Origin of the sequence: Sphingobium sp. RAC03, assembly GCF_001713415.1 — a bacterium.
In the GTDB taxonomy this organism is placed as follows: Bacteria; Pseudomonadota; Alphaproteobacteria; order Sphingomonadales; family Sphingomonadaceae; genus Sphingobium.
Window position 1 is genome coordinate 39277 of record NZ_CP016457.1, and the last position, 18828, is coordinate 58104.

At 60.0% G+C, this 18828-nt stretch carries 11 protein-coding genes and 4 pseudogenes; 10 read left to right on the forward strand and 5 right to left on the reverse strand.

Going from position 1 to position 18828, the window contains the following annotated elements; translation table 11 throughout:
* Positions 1 to 20 precede the first annotated feature (20 nt).
* The 7 genes and pseudogenes from istA to tnpC form a co-directional block, all read left to right on the forward strand.
* Positions 21 to 1514, forward strand: coding sequence for an IS21 family transposase (gene istA, locus BSY17_RS20225; RefSeq protein ID WP_011950768.1), 1494 nt, complete (start codon positions 21 to 23; stop codon positions 1512 to 1514).
* Positions 1511 to 2278, forward strand: coding sequence for an IS21-like element ISSsp5 family helper ATPase IstB (gene istB / locus BSY17_RS20230; protein WP_063142326.1), 768 nt, complete (start codon positions 1511 to 1513; stop codon positions 2276 to 2278). Before istA ends, istB (BSY17_RS20230) begins: the two co-directional genes overlap by 4 nt.
* Positions 2279 to 2399: 121 nt before the next feature.
* Positions 2400 to 2705 (forward strand): annotated as a pseudogene (locus BSY17_RS20235) (IS21 family transposase); the annotation flags it as partial.
* Positions 2706 to 2720: 15 nt separating this feature from the next.
* Positions 2721 to 3368, forward strand: a pseudogene (istB, locus tag BSY17_RS20240) (IS21-like element helper ATPase IstB); the annotation flags it as partial.
* Positions 3369 to 3803: 435 nt separating this feature from the next.
* Positions 3804 to 5897 carry a recombinase family protein gene (locus BSY17_RS20245; protein ID WP_069067140.1) on the forward strand — a complete coding sequence of 698 codons (2094 nt, stop codon included), beginning with the start codon at positions 3804 to 3806 and terminating at the stop codon, positions 5895 to 5897.
* Between the two features lies 1 nt (position 5898).
* Positions 5899 to 6048, forward strand: a pseudogene (locus BSY17_RS21055) (ATP-binding protein); the annotation flags it as partial.
* A 91-nt stretch (positions 6049 to 6139) separates the two neighbouring features.
* Positions 6140 to 7525 (forward strand): annotated as a pseudogene (gene tnpC / locus BSY17_RS20250) (IS66 family transposase); the annotation flags it as partial.
* A 523-nt stretch (positions 7526 to 8048) separates the two neighbouring features.
* Here the strand turns inward: tnpC and BSY17_RS20255 are convergent.
* The 4 genes from BSY17_RS20255 to BSY17_RS20270 all read right to left on the reverse strand — a co-directional run bounded on the left by BSY17_RS20255 (position 8049) and on the right by BSY17_RS20270 (position 12734).
* A complete protein-coding gene (locus BSY17_RS20255) occupies positions 8049 to 9479 on the reverse strand; it encodes an acetyl-CoA hydrolase/transferase family protein (RefSeq protein ID WP_083217229.1) in 1431 nt (476 codons plus the stop codon).
* 191 nt (positions 9480 to 9670) lie between these two features.
* Positions 9671 to 11437 carry an acyl-CoA dehydrogenase gene (locus BSY17_RS20260; protein ID WP_069067141.1) on the reverse strand — a complete coding sequence of 589 codons (1767 nt, stop codon included), beginning with the start codon at positions 11435 to 11437 and terminating at the stop codon, positions 9671 to 9673.
* A 102-nt stretch (positions 11438 to 11539) separates the two neighbouring features.
* Positions 11540 to 12067, reverse strand: coding sequence for a hypothetical protein (locus tag BSY17_RS20265; RefSeq protein ID WP_150125863.1), 528 nt, complete (start codon positions 12065 to 12067; stop codon positions 11540 to 11542).
* Between the two features lie 106 nt (positions 12068 to 12173).
* Positions 12174 to 12734, reverse strand: a complete 561-nt coding sequence (locus BSY17_RS20270; RefSeq protein ID WP_011950653.1) for a recombinase family protein — start codon at positions 12732 to 12734, stop codon at positions 12174 to 12176.
* A 131-nt stretch (positions 12735 to 12865) separates the two neighbouring features.
* Here BSY17_RS20270 and BSY17_RS20275 point away from each other — a divergent pair, with 131 nt between their 5' ends.
* A complete protein-coding gene (locus BSY17_RS20275; protein WP_037555775.1) occupies positions 12866 to 15880 on the forward strand; it encodes a Tn3 family transposase in 3015 nt (1004 codons plus the stop codon).
* Positions 15881 to 16237: 357 nt separating this feature from the next.
* On the opposite strand, the gene BSY17_RS20280 is transcribed toward BSY17_RS20275, so the two are convergent.
* Positions 16238 to 16768 (reverse strand): rhodanese-like domain-containing protein, encoded by a 531-nt coding sequence (locus BSY17_RS20280; protein WP_069067143.1) that lies wholly within the window; start codon positions 16766 to 16768, stop codon positions 16238 to 16240.
* 70 nt (positions 16769 to 16838) lie between these two features.
* On the opposite strand from BSY17_RS20280, the gene BSY17_RS20285 reads away from it, so the two are divergent.
* Together BSY17_RS20285 and BSY17_RS20290 are read left to right on the forward strand one after the other, a co-directional pair.
* On the forward strand, positions 16839 to 17639 hold the full coding sequence (locus BSY17_RS20285; protein ID WP_069067144.1) for a quinoprotein dehydrogenase-associated SoxYZ-like carrier: 801 nt from the start codon (positions 16839 to 16841) through the stop codon (positions 17637 to 17639).
* An 80-nt stretch (positions 17640 to 17719) separates the two neighbouring features.
* Positions 17720 to 18583, forward strand: a complete 864-nt coding sequence (locus BSY17_RS20290) for a quinoprotein relay system zinc metallohydrolase 1 (protein WP_083217237.1) — start codon at positions 17720 to 17722, stop codon at positions 18581 to 18583.
* Positions 18584 to 18828 lie beyond the last annotated feature (245 nt).

Genomic DNA, 18828 nt, shown 5'->3' on the forward strand with positions numbered 1-18828 from the left:
GAGGTGTGGGGATCTACAGCGTGGAACTTTATCTTCAGGTCCGTCTGGCTTGCGCGGATGGCATGAGCCAACGGGCGGCGGCGAAGCGTTTCAATGTGTCGCGCGAAACGGTACGCAAGATGCTGTCGTTTTCATCGCCGCCGGGTTACCGGCGCCAGTCCGTACCGCAGCGCCCGAAGCTGGACGGGTTTGTGGCGATCATTGATGGATGGCTTGAGGGTGACCGCAGTGTCCCGCGCAAGCAACGCCATACGGCGAAGCGGGTATTCGACCGTTTGCGCACCGAGCATGGTTTCACCGGCGGCTATACGATCATCAAGGATTACATCCGGGAGCGCGAACAGCGCAGCCGGGAGATGTTCGTGCCGCTGGCGCACCCTGCGGGAGATGCGCAGGCCGATTTCGGGGAAGCGCTGGTGGAGATCGGCGGGGTGGAGCAGAAGGCCTACTTCTTCGCGCTCGATCTGCCGCACAGTGATGCCTGCTATGTGCGGGCCTATCCGGCGGCGGTGGCGGAGGCCTGGGTGGACGGACACGTGCATGCCTTCGCGTTTTTCGGCGCGGTACCGCGCTCGATCGTCTATGACAACGATCGCTGCCTTGTGACGAAGATCCTGCCCGACGGCACGCGGCAGCGTGCCACGCTGTTCAGCGCTTTCCTGTCACATTACGTGATCCGCGACCGCTATGCTCGCCCGGGCAAGGGGAACGAGAAAGGCAATGTGGAGGGGCTGGTAGGCTATTGCCGGCGCAACTTCATGGTGCCGATCCCGAAGTTCCCGACCTGGGAGGCGTTCAACCTGTGGCTGGAGGAGCAATGCCGCAAGCGCCAGCAGGACAAGGTGCGCGGGCAGAGCGAGACGATCGGTGAGCGGCTGCAGCGCGATCTCGCGGCCATGCAGCCTCTGCCCGCTACACCCTTCGAGGCCTGCGATCAGAAAGGCGGGCGGGTCTCCTCGCAATCCCTGGTGCGCTACAGGACCAACGATTATTCGGTTCCGGTGGCCTGGGGCCATCAGGAGGTCTGGATCAGGGCCTATGTCGATGAGGTGGTGATCGGCTGCCGCAGCGAAGTCATCGCCCGTCATCCTCGTTGCTATGCCCGCGAGGAGGTTGTCTTCGACCCGCTCCATTATCTCCCGCTGATCGAGCAGAAGATCAACGCATTCGACCAGGCTGCGCCTTTGCAGGGCTGGGACCTGCCCGAAGCGTTCACGACACTGCAGCGGTTGATGGAAGGGCGCATGCACAAACATGGCAGGCGCGAATATGTGCAGGTACTGCGCCTGCTGGAAACGTTCACCCTCGCCGATCTCCAGGCGGCGGTCGAACAGGCCATCGATCTTGGCGCCATCGGCTTCGATGCCGTCAAGCACCTCGTCCTGTGCCGGATCGAACGCGTACCGCCCAGGCTGGACCTGGACGTCTATCCCTTCCTGCCACGCACCACGGTCGAGAAGACCTTTGCCAGAGCCTATCTGAGCCTGCTCTCCGACCGGCAGGAGGCCGCATGAGCGATCAGGCCCCGGAGATCCTTCTCGCTCACCATCTCAAGGCGCTCAAGCTGCCTACGTGCCTGCGTGAGCATCACAATCTCTCGCGGCAATGTGCCGCTGAAGGCGTCGATCATATCCGCTTCCTCGCCCGCCTCGTCGAGATGGAAATGATCGACAGGGAGCGTCGCATGGTCGAGCGGCGCATCAAGGCCGCGCGCTTCCCCGCCGTCAAAAGCCTCGACAGCTTCGACTTCGCCGCCATCCCCAGGCTCAACAAGATGCAGGTGCTCGAGATGGCGCGCTGCGAGTGGATCGAGCGGCGTGAGAACGCCATCGCTCTGGGGCCATCAGGCACCGGAAAGACGCACGTAGCGTTGGGGCTCGGACTGGCAGCATGCCAGAAAGGACTGTCGGTGGGCTTCACCACCGCGGCAGCGCTGGTCAGCGAAATGATGGAGGCCCGCGACGAGCGCCGTCTTCTGCGCTTCCAGAAGCAGATGGCCGGATACAAGCTGCTCATCATCGACGAACTGGGCTTTGTGCCGCTCTCCAAGACCGGCGCCGAACTGTTGTTCGAGCTGATCTCCCAGCGTTACGAACGCGGCTCCACCTTCATCACCAGCAACCTGCCCTTCGACGAATGGACCGAAACCTTCGGATCTGAGCGTCTCACAGGCGCGCTCCTCGATCGCCTGACCCATCACGTCAGCATCCTCGAGATGAACGGCGAAAGCTATCGCCTCGCGCACAGCCGGGCCCGCAAGGCCAAAACCAGACCCTGAAAATTACACCAATGCCGGGGGGAGTGGCCCTCGGGCTACGCCCTCACGCCACTCCCCCCGGCATGTAACACGATGGCCTGGTTTTACGCCGCCGAATGGCCGACTTTTGCTCCGCCGTTGACACCTGATCGAACGTGCCAGGAAAACCGGTCCTAACACAGCGATGTTCGTGGAAAGGTTGATGGTCGACAAGCCGCACCCCGAGCAGGGTTATCGCTCTGCTATGGGCATCCTCTCCCTTGCTCGGCGCTATGAGCACGATCGGCTCGAAGCGGCCTGCGACCGGGCGCTGGTGATCGGTGCCGTCACCTACTCTTCAGTCAACGCCATCCTCAAAGCCGGGCTCGACAAGATCCAGCCGACAACGGGGCCGCTCAAACCAACACCGGCGCACGGCAACATCCGTGGCGGGTCCTATTACCAATAATGAAAGGACGATCTTGTGCTGACGCATCCTACCCTTGATCAAATGCATAGCTTGGGGCTAGCGGGCATGGCGGCCGCGTGGCGCGACATTGCCGAGCAGGACACTTCAGGCGACCTGACCCGCGACGAATGGCTCGGGCTCATGCTGGACCGCGAGATCGCCGCTCGTGCCGACCGGCGGCTGACCAACCGGCTTGCCAGCGCAAAGCTTCGCTTCGTCGACGCCTGTATCGAGAATGTCGACTTCGCCGCACGCCGAGGCATGGACCGACGTAATATCCTCTCACTCGCGCAAGGCGCGTGGCTCAATGCCCGCGAAAATCTCATCATCACTGGCCAAACCGGCACAGGAAAGACGTGGCTGGGTTGCGCATTCGGGCGACAAGCGGCGCGTCAGGATCACTCCGTCTTATATCTGCGCATGCCGCGCCTGTTCGAAGATCTTGCACTCGCGCGCCTCGACGGTCGCTTCCCACGCGTGGTCGACAAACTTGCACGCGTCCAGCTGCTCATTCTCGACGACTGGGGCACGCACAGCCTCAATGATCAGCAGCGTCTCGACCTCCTGGAAATCTTCGAAGAACGTTACCGCCGGAAATCCACTTTGATCACTGCCCAGCTCCCCGTGGCGGCATGGCACGAAATGATCGGCGAGCCAACCATCCAGTGATACCCCTGATATCGACGGGCTGATCCGCCATGTAACGGTGACGTGCCCGCAGCATCCGCTCTTCGGCGAGCGGTTCGAAGTTCTGAAGCTGGTGTCTGATCGCGGGCCGGCTTGGGTGACTATCCGGGTGCCGCATGGCGGGCGGCGAAACATCCTTCGCACCGTCACCGATCTGGCTACCGCTCCGCCTGACTCGAAATCCGCGCCGTTGGTCTCAGGCTCCATCCTAATGCGAGTCGTTGCGCTGGCAGAGGCGTTGCGCCGTTCATCACAGGACGAGGAATGCCAGAGTGAACATCAGCTCTCCCCGGAGACGGCCAAAGATCCAGATATGGTCGAGCCTGCCGCCAGCAATCCAGCGTCAGCTGGCGGCGACGATAGCGCAGGCTTTGTGCTCGCGCCCAACTGCCCGCTACGCCGGTGACACCGATGTTGAGAGATTATGCCGTAGATGAACGGATAAGCACCACGCAGCAGGCCAAGCTGGCCTATGTCTATGTCCGTCAGTCGAGCGTCGGCCAGATCCGCCATCACCAGGAAAGCACGGCGCTTCAGTATCGGCTTGTCGACCGCGCGCTTGGCCTTGGCTGGCCGCGCGAACGGGTCGAGATCATCGACGACGATCTGGGGAAATCCGGTGCGGAGGCTCAGCACCGATACGGCTTCCAACGCCTAATCGCTGAAGTTGGCTTGGGTCACGCCGGTCTCGTTCTGAGCTACGACGCGTCGCGCCTCGCACGCAACAACAGTGACTGGCATCAACTGCTTCAGCTCTGCTCGATGTTCAGCGTTCTCATCGCCGACAGCGAACGAATATATGATCCCGGACTTTACCATGATCGGCTTTTGTTGGGTCTCTCGGGGATCATGAGCGAGGCTGAACTGCATCAGATCCGCATGCGCCTGCACACGGGGGAACGGCAGAAGGCGGCGCGCGGCGAACTGCGTATCCCGCTTCCGGCAGGGCTAATCTACGCGCCCGCCGGAGGGATCATGCTCAATCCCGACGCCCAGGTTCAGGAGCGCATCAGACTTGTGTTCGACAGCTTCATGCGCCTGGGAAGCGCAAAGGCGGCAGTGCGCTATCTGCGCCAGGCCGATCTTGCCCTGCCGGTCAGGCCGTTGAAGGGACCGGCGCCACACGAAATAGCCTGGCGCGATGCAACCGATGCGCGTGTGCGCAATATCCTGAAAAACCCTGTCTATGCGGGAGCCTATGTCTACGGACGCCGGTGCGCTGCGCCCGAAAAGCGAAGCGAGGGGGGCAAGAACCCGACGCGCGCCGTTCCGCGCGAACAATGGGAAGTCTGCATCCAGAATGCTCATCCAGCGTATATCAGTTGGGAGACGCATATGGCGATCAGCGACAAGCTCACGGACAATGTCGGCAACTTCAAAGCCGGGCATCGTGGCATGTCTCGGAAGGGAAAGGCGCTGCTGCAGGGTATAGCGATGTGTGGCAGTTGCGGACGGCGCATGGCACTCAACTACTCTGGCCCTGACAGCAACCATCCGGTATATCGGTGCCGTTCCGAACGAGCGACCTGCGTCGGCCAATATTGCCAAGAGGTGCGTGCGCCGCGGGTTGAGGCTGAGGTCGAACGGCAGTTCCTTGCAGCGCTCACCCCTGACCAACTCGCCATCGCGTTGGCCGCGCTCGACGCCATCGACGCGGACGTCCATGGACTCGAACGGCAATGGACACTCAAGCGCGAACGCGCCGAATATGAATGCGAGCGTGCCCGGTGCCAATATGACGCGGTCGAGCCGGAGAACCGCCTCGTTGCCCGTTCGCTCGAAAGCATCTGGGAAAGCAAGCTGCGTGAGGTCGAAAAGGTCGAGCAGGACTATCGGCGGTGGAAGACGGAGCAAACCGTTGCGTTGAATGCCGACGATCGCGCCCGTATCGCAGCGTTCGGCATCGACCTGCCTGATCTTTGGGAAAGAATCGAGAACAGCGAACGCAAGGCGATGCTCCGCCTCGTGATCGACAAGGTCATTCTAGATCAGCGGCGGGCGAAAGGCATGGTGTGGATCCGCATCATCTGGCAGACGGGCGCAGCGACCGAACACTGGGTCATGCGGCGCACTCAATCCTATGCTGAAGCTGCTCATGCCGACGTGCTAGAACAGCGGATCCGAGAGCTCAACGCCGCTGGCATGATGGACGCCGAGGTCGCTACCGCGCTCAACATAGAGGGTCTGCGGAACAGCCTGGACGGGCTGTTCGACCACAACACGGTGCACCTGTTGCGCCAGCGCTGGAATATCCCCACCGTAAAGATCAACGGCGTCGAGCATAATCCGCCCCGTTGGCCGGATGGCAGCTACTCGATCCAAGGTGCCGCGACCGCGCTCGGCGTCACTGAGCAAACGGTGTTCAAATGGCTGAAACGCGGTAAGCTTCAGGGCCGGCAACTAAAGAAGGGACAGCCGTGGCAGGTGGACCTGACCCTCCAGCAAATAAAGGCGCTCACAGCGCCAAATTACAGTATGACCCCTTCCAGGAAAGCAGCATCATGAAACGTTCGGCGAGCCGACCATCGCCGACGCCATCCTCGATCGCATCATCCATAACGCTCATCGCATCGCCCTCGAAGGCGACAGCATGCGACGACAAAAAGCGCCTTCAGGCTTGACCCAGGATCCAAATCCGGAAATCACTCAACCCTAACAGCAACCAGGCATCCAATGCCTAAACCAGCTGTCCCGGATTTACTGAAGCGCTTGTCCGGGATTTAGCGAAGCAGCTGTCCGACTTTTGCGAAATACGCACCCAGATCACGCAGCTTGAGCTGGCGCTGGAAGAGCTCGAAGGCGAAGCCATCGTCGCCGCCGCGCGGCGGGCCGATCCAGTTCAGGCAGATCGGCCATCACCGGTTCGGGCGCTGCCCGCCCATCTGCCGCGTGAGGAGCAGCGGATCGAGCCCGAGCAGGGCAACTGCACCTGTCCGGACTGCGGCGGCGCGCTGCGGCCGCTAGGGCAGGATAGCGATGAGATGCTCGATGCCGTGCCGGTCCAGTGGCGCGTCGTTCGGACCATCCGCCCCAAGTATAGCTGCCGGTCCTGCGAGAAGGTCGTGCAGGCACCCACACCGGTAAAGGCGATAGCGCGGGGCAAGGCGACCTTCGGCACGCTGGCCCACGTCGTTGTCTCCAAGTTCGACCATCATCTGCCGCTCTACCGTCAGGCTGAGATAATGGCGGCGCAGGGCATCGAGATTGATCGCTCGACGCTGGCAGGCTGGGTCGGCCAGGCATCCGTGCTGCTCGACCCGATCATCAGTCGTATCCGCGAGGTCGGCCTGACCGCCTCGAAGATCCATACCGACGATACGCCGGTCCCCATGCTTGATCCGGGTCGGGGTAAGACGGCGACTGGCAGGCTCTGGGCTTACGCCGTCGACGATCGCGGCTGCGGCGCCACGACCCCGCCGCTGGTCTGGTATGAGTTCACCACCGATCGGACCGGTGCACATCCCCAGCGGCAGCTAGCCAGCTTCACCGGCTATCTGCAGGCTGATGGTTACGCCGGTTATGACAAGCTTTACGACACGAACCGCGTGACCGAGGTTGCTTGCTGGGCGCATTTCCGGCGGAAGATATTCGATATCCACGCCACCAAGCCGACCCCGCTCACCACCGATCTGCTGGAGCGTATCGGTCAGCTTTATGAGATCGAGGCAGAGGCTCGCGGCCATCACCCCGATATCCGACGACGAAGCCGACAGGACCGAACCGAGCCACTGATCAACGAACTGCATCAGGCACTCGACGATGCCCTGCGCCGTCTCTCGCCCAAGTCCGAGATGGCCAAGGCCATTGCCTATGGCCGCAAGCGTTGGGTCGCGCTGACACGCTTCCTCGACGATGGCCGCCTGGAGATCGATAACAACATTGCCGAGCGCGCCATGCGTTGCGTGGCCCTGGGCAGGAAGAATTGGTTGTTCGCCGGATCAAAGGCTGGCGGTGACCGGGCCGCTGCCATCTATTCTGTCATCGAGAGCGCCAAACTCAACGGTCTCGAACCGCAGACCTATATCGCTGATGTCATCGCCAAGATCGCTCGCGACTGGCCTGCTGCCCGCTGGGATGAACTCATGCCGTGGAACTGGCAGCCAGATAATCAGGTAATCGCCGAAGCCGCCTGAACCGCGGCCCTCAGGCCACGCTTACGCAGATGGCGCGTTTGCTCGGATATGATCTGGCGGCTGTCGATCACCATGGACGTCGGCGCGAGACCAGCCGCAAGATCCGCGCGCCTTTTATTGCGGCAGCGGCAGGGTAGAAATGTCCAAGTCTCCTAGGCCGAATCTTTCGGAGCAATGCCGACCCCGAGCGACCGAACGGATTTGACCAGCGGGGACAGAAGCCTCGAATCATACGTGGACGCCCCCCACTTGCAAGGTCTCTAAATAGATATTTTGATCAGATCGCTTGCGATCATATGTCCGGCCTCTGTGTGCGGTCGCACATGACCGCGGGCCAAGATGGTTTCCGCGACGCTTGTTCTAAACAAATCATCGACCTGCAATGGCCACTGATTCAACCGGAGTGTCATGCGTTGCTGATCTTGCCGCCCGGCGTATCAATACACCTCAGCCCTGGAACTCACTCTGCCTGAGCAAAAGTCCTCACTGGTCTCTGAACGCTCGCCCGATCGTGTCGGTGCGTTCAAATGAGAGCCATCGAACGCGCAGACTGCGTCAACTCATCCCGAAATTTCGGATGCGCCAAACCGATGAGGGCCAAAGCTCTCTCGCTGCAGGTCTTGCCCTTCAAATTTGCCCATCCATATTCCGTCACGACAATATGGGTCTCGTTCCGCGGGGTCGTCACGGGACCAGCTAAGACGGGCGCAATGCGCGAGACGGTCCCACCTGCAGCCGTTGAATGGCAGGCGATGATCGACCGCCCTCCATTGGATGCATAGGCGCCCCGAACGAAGTCGAGTTGTCCGCCAGAGCCGCTAAACTGGCGGCCATGCATGAACTCGGAATTACAAGCCCCATATAGGTCTATTTGTAGGGTCGCGTTGACCGAAACAACATTGTCGTTTTGTGAAATAACGAAAGGGTTATTCACATAGTTCACCGGATACGCCTCCAAATCAGAGTTATTATTCATAAAGTCGTAAAGCTGCCGGTCGCCCATGGCAAACGTAAAGACAGTTTTCCCCTGATGTATTCTCTTTCGGCTATTATCCACCACGCCCATGCGCATAAGATTAGCGAGACCTGGAGTAAGGAGTTCAGTATGAATTCCCAAATGCTGGTGGTGGAGTAGTGCTCGGCATACGGCATCAGGGAGCGCGCCGATGCCCATTTGCAGGCAATCCCCATCCTTCACCATCCCGGCGATAATCGAGCCGATCACGTTGTCCTCAGAACTGGGCACGCCCCTTGGTATTTCGATAAGTTCGCAGTCATGTTCGACGATCGCGGTAACGTCCTTGATGTTGACTGTGCATTCGCCAGAGACGCGCGGCATTCTCGGATTGACCTCCAGCAGGATGCGCTTTGCGACCTTGGAAACAGGCTGGGCATAATCCGTGTTTGTACCAAAGCTAAAGTTGCCATCGGCATCCATCGGTGACACCATCGCAATCAATGTATCGACTACCACCTCCTGACATAATAGCTTGGGCACTTGATGGAATGCGGCTGGCATGAAGGCGCACATATTGCGGCCGTCAGCCGCAGCAGCTTTATCGATGGACCTCTCCACACCCGAATGAAACAGGCTCACAAGCTCTATGGCATGTGCGACATCGCGCGCGCAGACTGTCTCACCGGCCACCGCGGACGACAGCAAACAGTAGATTTTCGCTCCGCTCAACGTTCCGGATCGGGCCCTGTTCGCGATCGCATGCAGGAGGGAGGGAGGCTGAGACACGCCAATGCCCAACGCAATTCGTGCGTCGTTGGGAACCAGATCGGCAGCCTCCTCTGCAGACACATGCTTTCGTCGGTAAGTCACCTCAATGGGCTCGTCGGTTACCGCGTTACACAGATCATCCGTAACGGTCCGCCTGCTGAGCCCTCCGGTCGCGCCCCGTACCGCGGTACCCTTCTTCGCGCTTTGCTGTGTCCCGATATCAACCATTGTCTTCCCTGCTGCTGGTGCTACGATTTTCAGAATTCATCCCATCGCGTCCATCGGGTGGATCGACATAAGGCTACGGGATCGACCTACGACGGTTCCCGCGCATTGTACCCGATTGGGAGCCGTGCGGTCGACGACACTAAGGTCTAATATCGGCGCGCCCGAGATTGTGATCGATTCTCTCCGCGTGCTCAGCGTGAGATCATTTGCTCTTTGCTCAAGCGATAATCTTTGCTGCCCGCCAGGACGAGAGCGCTTGAGATTGCCGCCTGGGGAGCGACGATTTGTTCGGCAAAGAATTTTGCTGTCGCTACCTTTGCCTCCAGAAACTCCCGGTCAAAGTCTGCCGAGTGGAGCCCGCCAAGCGCTGCTTCGGCTTGAACAAGTAACAGCCAACCTCCTATCAGATTTCCAAATATTTGAAGATAGGGAGCTGCTGCGGACTGACGCAGGTCGGGCGAAATCGCCGCGGTATTGGTAAGCCAAAGCGTCGAACGAACCACAGCATCATGCCCCGTCCGCAACGCAGCAACCGTCGATTGGAGTGCGGTGTCACGCTCGGCGTGGTCCAGGGCCTCCCCGATCTCAGCGAACAGCAGTCCCCAATGCTTACCGCAATCAGCGTCCAATTTTCGCGTCACGAGGTCGATCGCCTGTATGCCATTTGTCCCTTCATAGATCGGAGCGATGCGCGCATCGCGAAAGTCCTGCGCCGCGCCGCTATCCTCGATATATCCCAACCCGCCCAAGACCTGGATCCCGATGGAGGTCGTCGCAACGCCCAGATCAGTGGCCCAACTCTTCGCCACTGGCGTCAACAGGTCCGCGCGACAGTTGAAATGCCATCGCTCTTCGGGGCCGCTCGCCGCCGCCGCCCAATCCACCTGTGACGCCGTATAGTAGACCAAGGCTCGTGCAGCTTGTGTGTTTGCGCGCATGGTCATAAGCATCCGGCGTACATCAGGAAAGGTAGCGATCAAGGAACCGTGCTGCTGCCGCTCAAAAGCATATGCAACACTACGTTGGTATGACCGCTCAGCGATTGCCACGCCTTGTAGGCCGACATTGATTCTAGCATGGTTCATCATCGCAAACATTGCTGCCAGACCCTTATTCTCCTGCCCAATGAGCCAACCGAAACAATTACCTTCGGCTCCAAATTGCATAGTGCACGTCGGCGATGCATGGATCCCGAGTTTTCTTTCAAGAGATCGACATGAAACGTCGTTCTTATCTCCTAGCGTGCCGTCGTCGTTGACGAGATATTTGGGAACCAGAAAGAGCGAAATGCCTTTCGTGCCAGCGGGCGCACCGGGCAAACGGGCGAGAACCAAGTGGACAATATTTGCAGCTACATCATGATCGCCCCAGGTGATGAAAATCTTTTCACCCGATATTCGGTACCGGCCCGCTGCTTCGGGAACTGCCTGAGTCCGAAGCGCACCCACATCCGTGCCCGCTTGCGGTTCGGTCAGGTTCATTGTGCCTGTCCATTCGCCGCTGACAAGACGACCGAGATAGCGCAGCTGCAATTCGCTGGAGGCATGGTTGGATAGCGCGTGAATCGCGCCCTGACTGAGCATCATGCACAATGCAAAGGCCATGTTCGCCGAGGTCAATTGTTCCTGCACGGCACAGGATAGGGCGAAAGACAAACCCTGTCCCCCATGATCGGGATGAGCGTGGAGCGAAGCCCAGCCCCCATCGCGATATTGCTGGTAGGCTTCAAGAAATCCCTCGGGCAAACTGACGCTTCCATTTTCCCATCGGGCCCCCTCGAGATCCCCTCGGCGACACAGCGGCTCGAACACCTCACGAGCCAATCTGCCCGCCTCAGATAACACTGCCTCGACGATATCGTCAGCGCCTGGGTCGATCGCGGAACAACTAGGGGTTTGACTGAGTTTTCCGATCGTCTGGAGAACGAACGACTGTTCGAGCAATGGTGCACTGTACATAGCGGTGCCTTTCTACTTCAGGGCCGGTAGACGGACGGCATAATATGACTGTAGTGACGCTCAGACTGCCACATTGTCGGTCCGGTCAATAATACAGATCCGCTAAGGCTGCTCCACCGTCACGGTCACGCTCTGAACCCCGTCTTCAATCTTCTTATGCTGCTGATCGGCCCAATAGAGACTCAACATGTGTTTGCCGGGCTTGGCCGGGAGGTCGAATATGAAGGTATAGCGATTCCCACCCAAGCCAATTAGTTGCTCGCCCATCGGCATCAGCTCCAAATCATCCAAGGCAATGTGCAGATGAACGACCGCTTTTGGATTATCCATTGTGAACTTCGAGAGTTGCGGCGGTCCTTCAAACACAACAGCGACACGCTGTCCAATGATCGCCCCTTCAGCCGGAGCCACAATTTTGAGAGGGGGTAGGTTGCTTGCGGTGACGGAACTCATATCGTTCGCAGGAGACATTTCGTGTGCCGCCCCTCCTGGATGCGCCATGCCTGGCATGTCTGCCATGCTGTGCTCGGGGGCCGCAGTATCTTGTCGTGTATCAGCCGGGGTCGTAGACTCGCCGCCTGAACAGCCCGCCATTATGAGCGTCAATGCAAGTATAGCTGGTTTTTGCATGGCCTTCTCCTTTAGTGTATGTGATCGTCTGGCGATCCGAGTATTTGGGGTTCGCTTAGGAGCGCTTCTGAGATTGGGTCGTGCGGCTGAGCGGAACAGGAAAGTGTCATAAGGCACTGTTTGGCTCGATACAGCGATAGATGGTGGCCGGGTGAACGTTGAAGGTCCTTGCGACGGCGCTAATGGACTTACCCTCGAGAACGAGTTGGCGAGCGAGCTCCGCCTGATCTGGGCGCATTTTCTTTGGGCGTCCGAAGCTCACACCGCGCGCCATCGCCGCCTTTCGCCCCTCCTCGGTTCGGCTCAATATGAGAGTCCGCTCGAACTGGGCGATCCCAGCGAATACGGTCATGATCATCACGCCAGACGGGGACGTGGTATCGGCCCAAGGTTCATCAAGCGATTGTAATCCTGCCTGCTTTTCCTTGATGCGTTCCGCGATGTGCAGGAGTTCGATGGTGGATCGCGCCAAACGATCGAGGCGGGCGACGACGAGAACATCGTCTTTGCGCAGGTGACCCATCAGCTTTTCAAGCTCGGGCCGGCCACGAGCGGCCCCCGATATTTTCTCTTCGAACATCATTTCACAGCCCGCCTCCGAGAGCCGACCGCGCTGGATTTCCAAGTTCTGATCCTCGGTGGAAACGCGCGCGTAGCCGAGCTTCATGCGACTGCTCCAGATATTGTGCGAAAGTTACTGCAAAACAATTTTGTTTCGCACATATGTTTTGCGAAGAAATTCGCCTTGTTTATCGGCATGGGCCGTCCCCTTCGCAAAAGTTGAAAGTTTCGCACGGTATGCCCACCCGTCACCTCACTGACGCCCAGCGTCAGGGCTTTGCCCGCTTTGATGGCGAACCGTCGGCCGATCAACTCGCGCGATATTTCCATCTGGACCAAACTGATCGCGACCTCATTGGAACTCTGCGCGGCGACCACAATCGGCTCGGCTTTGCCGTGATGCTGACGAGCGCCCGGTTTCTGGGCGCATTTCCAGTCTCGCCCGCCGAGATCCCAGCGTCGGTCCTGGCGGCCGTGATCGAACAACTCGCTCTTGAACCCGGCACGGACGTGGACGCCTATTTTGCGGGAAGCCGACGCATCCGGCACCTCGCGCTCATCCGGACGCACTGCGGCTTCACGGACTTTGGCGACAACGCGGTGGCACGTTTCCGGCTGACCCGATGGCTCTACGCCCTTTGCTGGAGCGGCGACGATCGGCCCGGCCCCCTGATTGATCGAGCTGCGGCCTGGCTGATCGCCAACAAGGTGCTGCTGCCGGGCGTCACGGTCGTCGAGCGCCTGGTTGGCAGGATCCGCGATCGTGCGCGGACCAGGCTTTGGCGCCATCTGGTCGCCAGCTTGAGCGATGACCAGCGCGTGCGCATCGCCGCGCTGTTTGACGATGGCGACACATCCACGTTCGCCGCCCTGGACGCGCTCCGGACCGTTCCCTCCAAGCGCATGCCGACCGAACTCTTCCGACACCTTGATCGGCTCGATGCGGTCCGGGCGTTCAATCTGCGGCCGGCGCCACCGCGGGGCGTTCCCGCCACAACCCTTGAGCGGCTCGCGCGGGTAGCGCGCGTCGGCAAGCCCTCGGCCATCGCCGCCCTTCAGGAGCCTCGTCGAACCGCGACCGTAGCCGCGCTCTTCCATACGCTCGAAGCGGCGGCCCAGGACGACGCCGCCGAGCTGGCCGAGGCTCTGCTCGCCGACTTGGTGAAAGGGGCTGAAGCCGCCGACAAACAGGCCCGCCTGCGCAGTCTGCGCGATCTCGATGGCGCCGCGATGCTGCTCCACGCAATGGGTCTGTTGGTTTTGACCGACGACGCCCTGCCCCTCAATGAATGGCGAGATGTGCTCTTCGAGCGGTTGCCCCGTCCCGACATCGAGGCCGCCATGTCCAAGGTGGAGGCGATCGCCAAGCCCGCGGAGACCAAGCCCTATGATCAACTGCGAACAAAATGGCGGAGCGCCCGGCGATTGTTCTTTGAAATCGCTACCCGCATCGAGACCGACGCTGCCCCAGGTGGCAAAAACGTCAAGGCCGCGATCAGCTACCTCAAGGGCGTGGACGACTGGTCCTCTCTCGTCAAGATGCGCGGCGCACCGATCGCTGCGGTCTCGAAGGCGTGGAGGCAACATGTCCTGGATGACGATGGCAGGATGCGCGACCCGAAGGCCTATGTCTTCGCGATCATCGATGCGTGGCGTCTGGCGATCAAGCGTCGCGATGTGTTCGCCAAGCCCGGCATCCGATACGGGGATCCCCGGCGCGGGATGCTCGAGGGCGAGTCCTGGCACAATTCCAGGTTGATGGTAGCACGCGCCCTGGGCCGATCTCTGGAAGCCGACATTGAGATTGACGGTCTCTCCCGCCTTCTCGACGAGGCATATCGACATGTCGTTGCGCGCGCCGGCGACAATCCGGACCTGCGTTTTGAGACGGTCGCCGACAAGATGGGGATTGTGGTCACGCCCCTCGACAAGCTTGATGAACCCGAGAGCCTTCGAGCACTTCGCGCCGCCGTCCAAACGCGCATGCCGAAGGCCGGAATGCCCGACATCTTTCTTGAAGTCATGGCGCGAACCGGATTTGCCAAGTCCTTTACGCATCTGAGCGAGCGTCAGGCCACCGTCGAGCACTTCGAGATAAGCCTGTGCGCGACCCTGGTCGGCGGCGCCTGCAACATCGGTCTTGAGCCGATCGTGCGCCCGGAATTTGCGGCTCTGCGTCGCGACCGTCTTTCTTGGGTCGGTCAGAATTTCATTCGGCCCGAGACCATCGCCGCGGCCAACGCCGCGATCGTTTCCGCTCACAGTCGTCTGGATATCGTCCAACATTGGGGCGCAGGCGAGGTGGCCAGCGCCGACGGCATGCGTTTTGTCGCTCCGTCGAGCGCCATACACGCCGGGCCCAACCCCAAATATTACGGCCAGGAGCGCGGCGTCACTTGGTACAACATGATTTCCAATCAGTTCAGCGGTCTGACCGGAGCGGTCATCCCCGGCACGTTGCGCGACAGCCTGGTCGTCCTGGCTCTCCTGCTGGAGCAGGAAACCGAGCTCGATCCTCTGGAGATCATGACCGACACCGCCGCCTATTCCGACGCCATTTTCGGTCTGTTCTGGCTCTTGGGCTACCGGTTCAGCCCCCGTCTGGCGGACATCGGCGACGCCAAACTCTGGCGTATCGACCGCCAGGCGAGCTATGGGCCGTTCGATCAGACCGCCTGGGGCAGGGTTAAAATCAATCTGATCCGGGAAAACTGGTCCGACCTTATCCGCTTGGCCGGATCGCTCAAGCTCGGCCACCTCAAGGCCGCAGGCGTCATGCGAATGCTGCAGGTCAAAGACCGCCCAACAACGCTGGCCAAGGCCCTGTCTGAACTCGGCCGCATCATCAAGACGCTGCATATCCTGCGATACATCGATGACCGGCCGTTCCGGCGACGAATATTGTTTCAGCTCAACCGGCAGGAATTGCGCCACAAGCTCGGTCGGCGCGTCCATCACGGCGATCGGGGCGAAATCAGAAGCCCTCTGCGTCAGGGCCAAGAGGAGCAGCTTGGGGTCCTCGGTCTGGCCCTCAACTCCATCGTCCACTGGAACGCTGTCTACATGCAGGAAACCGTGCGCCAACTCAGCGAGGCCGGGACGCCGCCGCTGCCCGCCGATATCGCTCGGCTCTCGCCGATATCTTGGCGTCACATCAATTTCCTCGGCCGCTACGACTTCTCCGTGCCTGACGCCGTCGCAAACGGCGGCCTCAGACCGCTACGCCAACCTAATTCCGAATGGGACTTTTGAAAGGAAATAATGCCCCTTACGACACTTTCCTGTTCCGCTCAGCCGCACGACCCAAGGCTGAGCAGATTCTGCCGCCTTCAGCAGGCTGCGACTTGAATTGACGACGCGCCATTAAACACCTCTCCTCTAGCGCGTAGCGCAGCTGTACGCCGAAACCCTTCGCGGAGTGACAGGATGGCGACTTGTCAAGGGGCTGTCGATGACACTAAAGTCCTATGCGCTCCGTGGCGGTAGGGATTTTGGCAAGGACGCTGACGCGAAAAGCGTTGAACTAGAGCAGGTTACGACACGACTACAAAGAGAGAGAGAGAGAGAAGGTGTGTGGGGGGGCACGGCGCATGCCGTCGATAACGGCTCTCAGTCTTCCGGTCGTCCTTTCGTGAGCTGCAGACCCATCTCACGCCAACCGTCGATACCTTCGCCGAACCAAAGTACGTCCCGGTGTCCGGCACGCCGCAGCCGCAAGGCGGCATTCCAGCTCATCCAACAGTCGGCCAGGCAAAACACGACAATTGGACGATTTTGTCGATGCTGAGATAGTCGCGCCACGCCACCCAGGAACCAGGCTTCCGTCGCACTCTCGAGCCAACCTCGCCCAGCTTCCGGAAACCAGCGCGCTCCCGGGATTGTGCTGTGCTCTCCCGCAAGCACCCATTGACCCGTCACTTCATCACGACGGCCTCCTTCGGCCGGCGTTACGTCAACGAACAACATACCCTGGCGTGAAAGTGCGAGCGCTTCGTGAACGTCGATGCGCCGCACTCCTTCGGGCGGGGCAGGGACGAGGGCCCGATAGTGCGAAACGCGATAGCCGCTCACCGCGTCGAAATCGCGCGCTCCCTCGATAGGTGCTGCTGCCACAGCCATGCTCATCAGAAACCATAACATCAGGGTGCGCCCAAGCTCATGGGCCTAAAGTACCATTGGAAACGCGATTAGAGAATTCTACTTTGGAGCTATGGGAGAGATACGCACGATTCTGGCTGTGGCGCTTGGCCTCCTGTTGATCTGCGGCAAGCCGGCTGCCGCGAAAGTTCCGGCCGACCCGCTTCAATCTCCAGTGTGGAAAGCCATCGGAGAAACGTTCTTCGGGGACGACCCCGTGCGCTTCGACCCGCGGGTGCGCGTCATGATGCCGCAGATTGCGGAAAATCAGCGAAGCTTTCCGGTCTCAGTAGATGCACGGGGTATACTCGGGGTCAAGCGCATTCTGATCGTAGCGGACCTCAACCCCATTCCACTGGCGGTAGACTATGAATTGGCGGACGCCGCTCCGTATCTGACAACCAATATCAAACTCGATCAGCGCACGCCGGTCCGCGGCGCTGTGCAGCTGGAAGATGGATCCTGGCTCGTTGGCGGAGCCTGGGTGGACGCTGCAGGGGGCGGATGTTCCATGCCGCCACTGAGCCGCGCGAGAGGCGATTGGTCGCAACATCTCGGGGAAATCCGCGGCGGTGCTTGGCGCACCTCGAGCGGTGCCCGTGTGCGTCTCGTCATGCGTCATCCGATGGATACCGGTTTTGTCGCGAATATTCCCACCTACCACATAGAGAGCCTTTTGCTGACCGATGCCGACGGAGCGAAGTTCGGTCGCATCGCTATCGAAGCCTCCGTAGCCGAGGATCCGGAAATAACGGTCATCGTTGGGTCTTCGAGGAGCACCAGACTTGTCGTGACTGGACGCGATACCAATGGAATTGAATATGACGCTATAGTGCCGGTCTCCGAGAGCCGGAATGAGGTGACCTCCAAGTGATAAATCGTCGCAATTTGCTGATCGGCTCAGTCTTATTGCCAGTAGCTGGAGCGGCGTGGGCGCAGCCGCTCCAATACACCATGACGCCGACCACAATTGGCGAAGGCCTATGGCTGATCCGTGGATCGGACGGGCCGATCAGCCGTCTGAACGGGGGCGCCATCGCGAATATTACCGTATTGGCGACCCCGAAAGGTACCGTACTTTTCGATTGCGGCCCCTCCCTGCGATACGGGATGGCGCTCAAGGCGGCGGCCGAGCGTTTGACGGGAATGCCGGTCATTCGAGTTTTTCTCACCCATCTTCACCCCGACCACTCCTACGGCGACGGCGCCTTCGAAAAGTCGCTCGTTGGAGCGACACCTGAGTTGAGCGGGGAGCTTACACGCGAGGGCAGGGGGTATTCCGATGGCATGTACCGAATCCTTGGCGACTGGATGCGGGGAACAGAACTCGTTGTGCCTGGGTACACGATAAATTCGGACCTAGAGGACTTTGGCGGTCGACGCGTGCGAATTCTGCCTTTGAATGGCCACAGCGGGGCAGACCTTGCGTTCCTCGATATAACTACGTCAACATTGATCGCGGGCGATCTTGTCTTTCACGATCGTGCCCCGAGCACGCCTAACGCGGACTTTGAGCGCTGGATGGCCTCACTAGGAACACTCAAGACTCTGGGGCACCGATGCGTGGTCCCGGGGCATGGACCGTTCGATTCCACGGCCACCTCGGCGATCACGCAGACCGAGGACTGGCTGACATGGCTGCGTGAAACGATAGATCGTGCTGCAAGGGACGGTTTGGATCCCGTAGAGGCGGGCAATGTCGCAATCCCCGCCCGGTTTTCGGTCTTGAAGGCCGCACGCTACGAACTCCAACGTTCAGTATCTCATTTCTTCGCAAGCGCAGAGATGAAGTTACTTCCACGGGTCGACAAGGATTGACTGTACACTGCGATGCGCCGGCAGGCGGGCTTTCAAGACAAAATCGAACTTCGACAAGCTAATCGCCAAGTCGATAGCGGACACGCTAAACGGCTGATCGGACATATCGACGGCAACTTCTGGGCATCACACAGTTAATCCCGCATGTCTTTGACTGGATACGCAGCAGACGGCATCCAAAGTGACAGCGCCGTCAATGCCCTATCCCGTGCCAACAGCTGCCGCCGATGATCGATCCGTCCGCC

Bases quoted from the DNA above. Each gene is read 5' to 3' on its own strand.
- BSY17_RS20255 (WP_083217229.1), bottom strand. From the start codon at position 9,479: ATGGTTGATATCGGGACACAGCAAAGCGCGAAGAAGGGTACCGCGGTA.
- BSY17_RS20280 (WP_069067143.1), bottom strand. From the start codon at position 16,768: ATGTTATGGTTTCTGATGAGCATGGCTGTGGCAGCAGCACCTATCGAG.
- BSY17_RS20290 (WP_083217237.1), top strand. From the start codon at position 17,720: ATGACGCCGACCACAATTGGCGAAGGCCTATGGCTGATCCGTGGATCG.
- BSY17_RS20265 (WP_150125863.1), bottom strand. From the start codon at position 12,067: ATGCAAAAACCAGCTATACTTGCATTGACGCTCATAATGGCGGGCTGT.
- BSY17_RS20245 (WP_069067140.1), top strand. From the start codon at position 3,804: ATGTTGAGAGATTATGCCGTAGATGAACGGATAAGCACCACGCAGCAG.
- BSY17_RS20275 (WP_037555775.1), top strand. From the start codon at position 12,866: ATGCCCACCCGTCACCTCACTGACGCCCAGCGTCAGGGCTTTGCCCGC.
- BSY17_RS20270 (WP_011950653.1), bottom strand. From the start codon at position 12,734: ATGAAGCTCGGCTACGCGCGCGTTTCCACCGAGGATCAGAACTTGGAA.
- istB (WP_063142326.1), top strand. From the start codon at position 1,511: ATGAGCGATCAGGCCCCGGAGATCCTTCTCGCTCACCATCTCAAGGCG.
- BSY17_RS20260 (WP_069067141.1), bottom strand. From the start codon at position 11,437: ATGTACAGTGCACCATTGCTCGAACAGTCGTTCGTTCTCCAGACGATC.
- BSY17_RS20285 (WP_069067144.1), top strand. From the start codon at position 16,839: ATGGGAGAGATACGCACGATTCTGGCTGTGGCGCTTGGCCTCCTGTTG.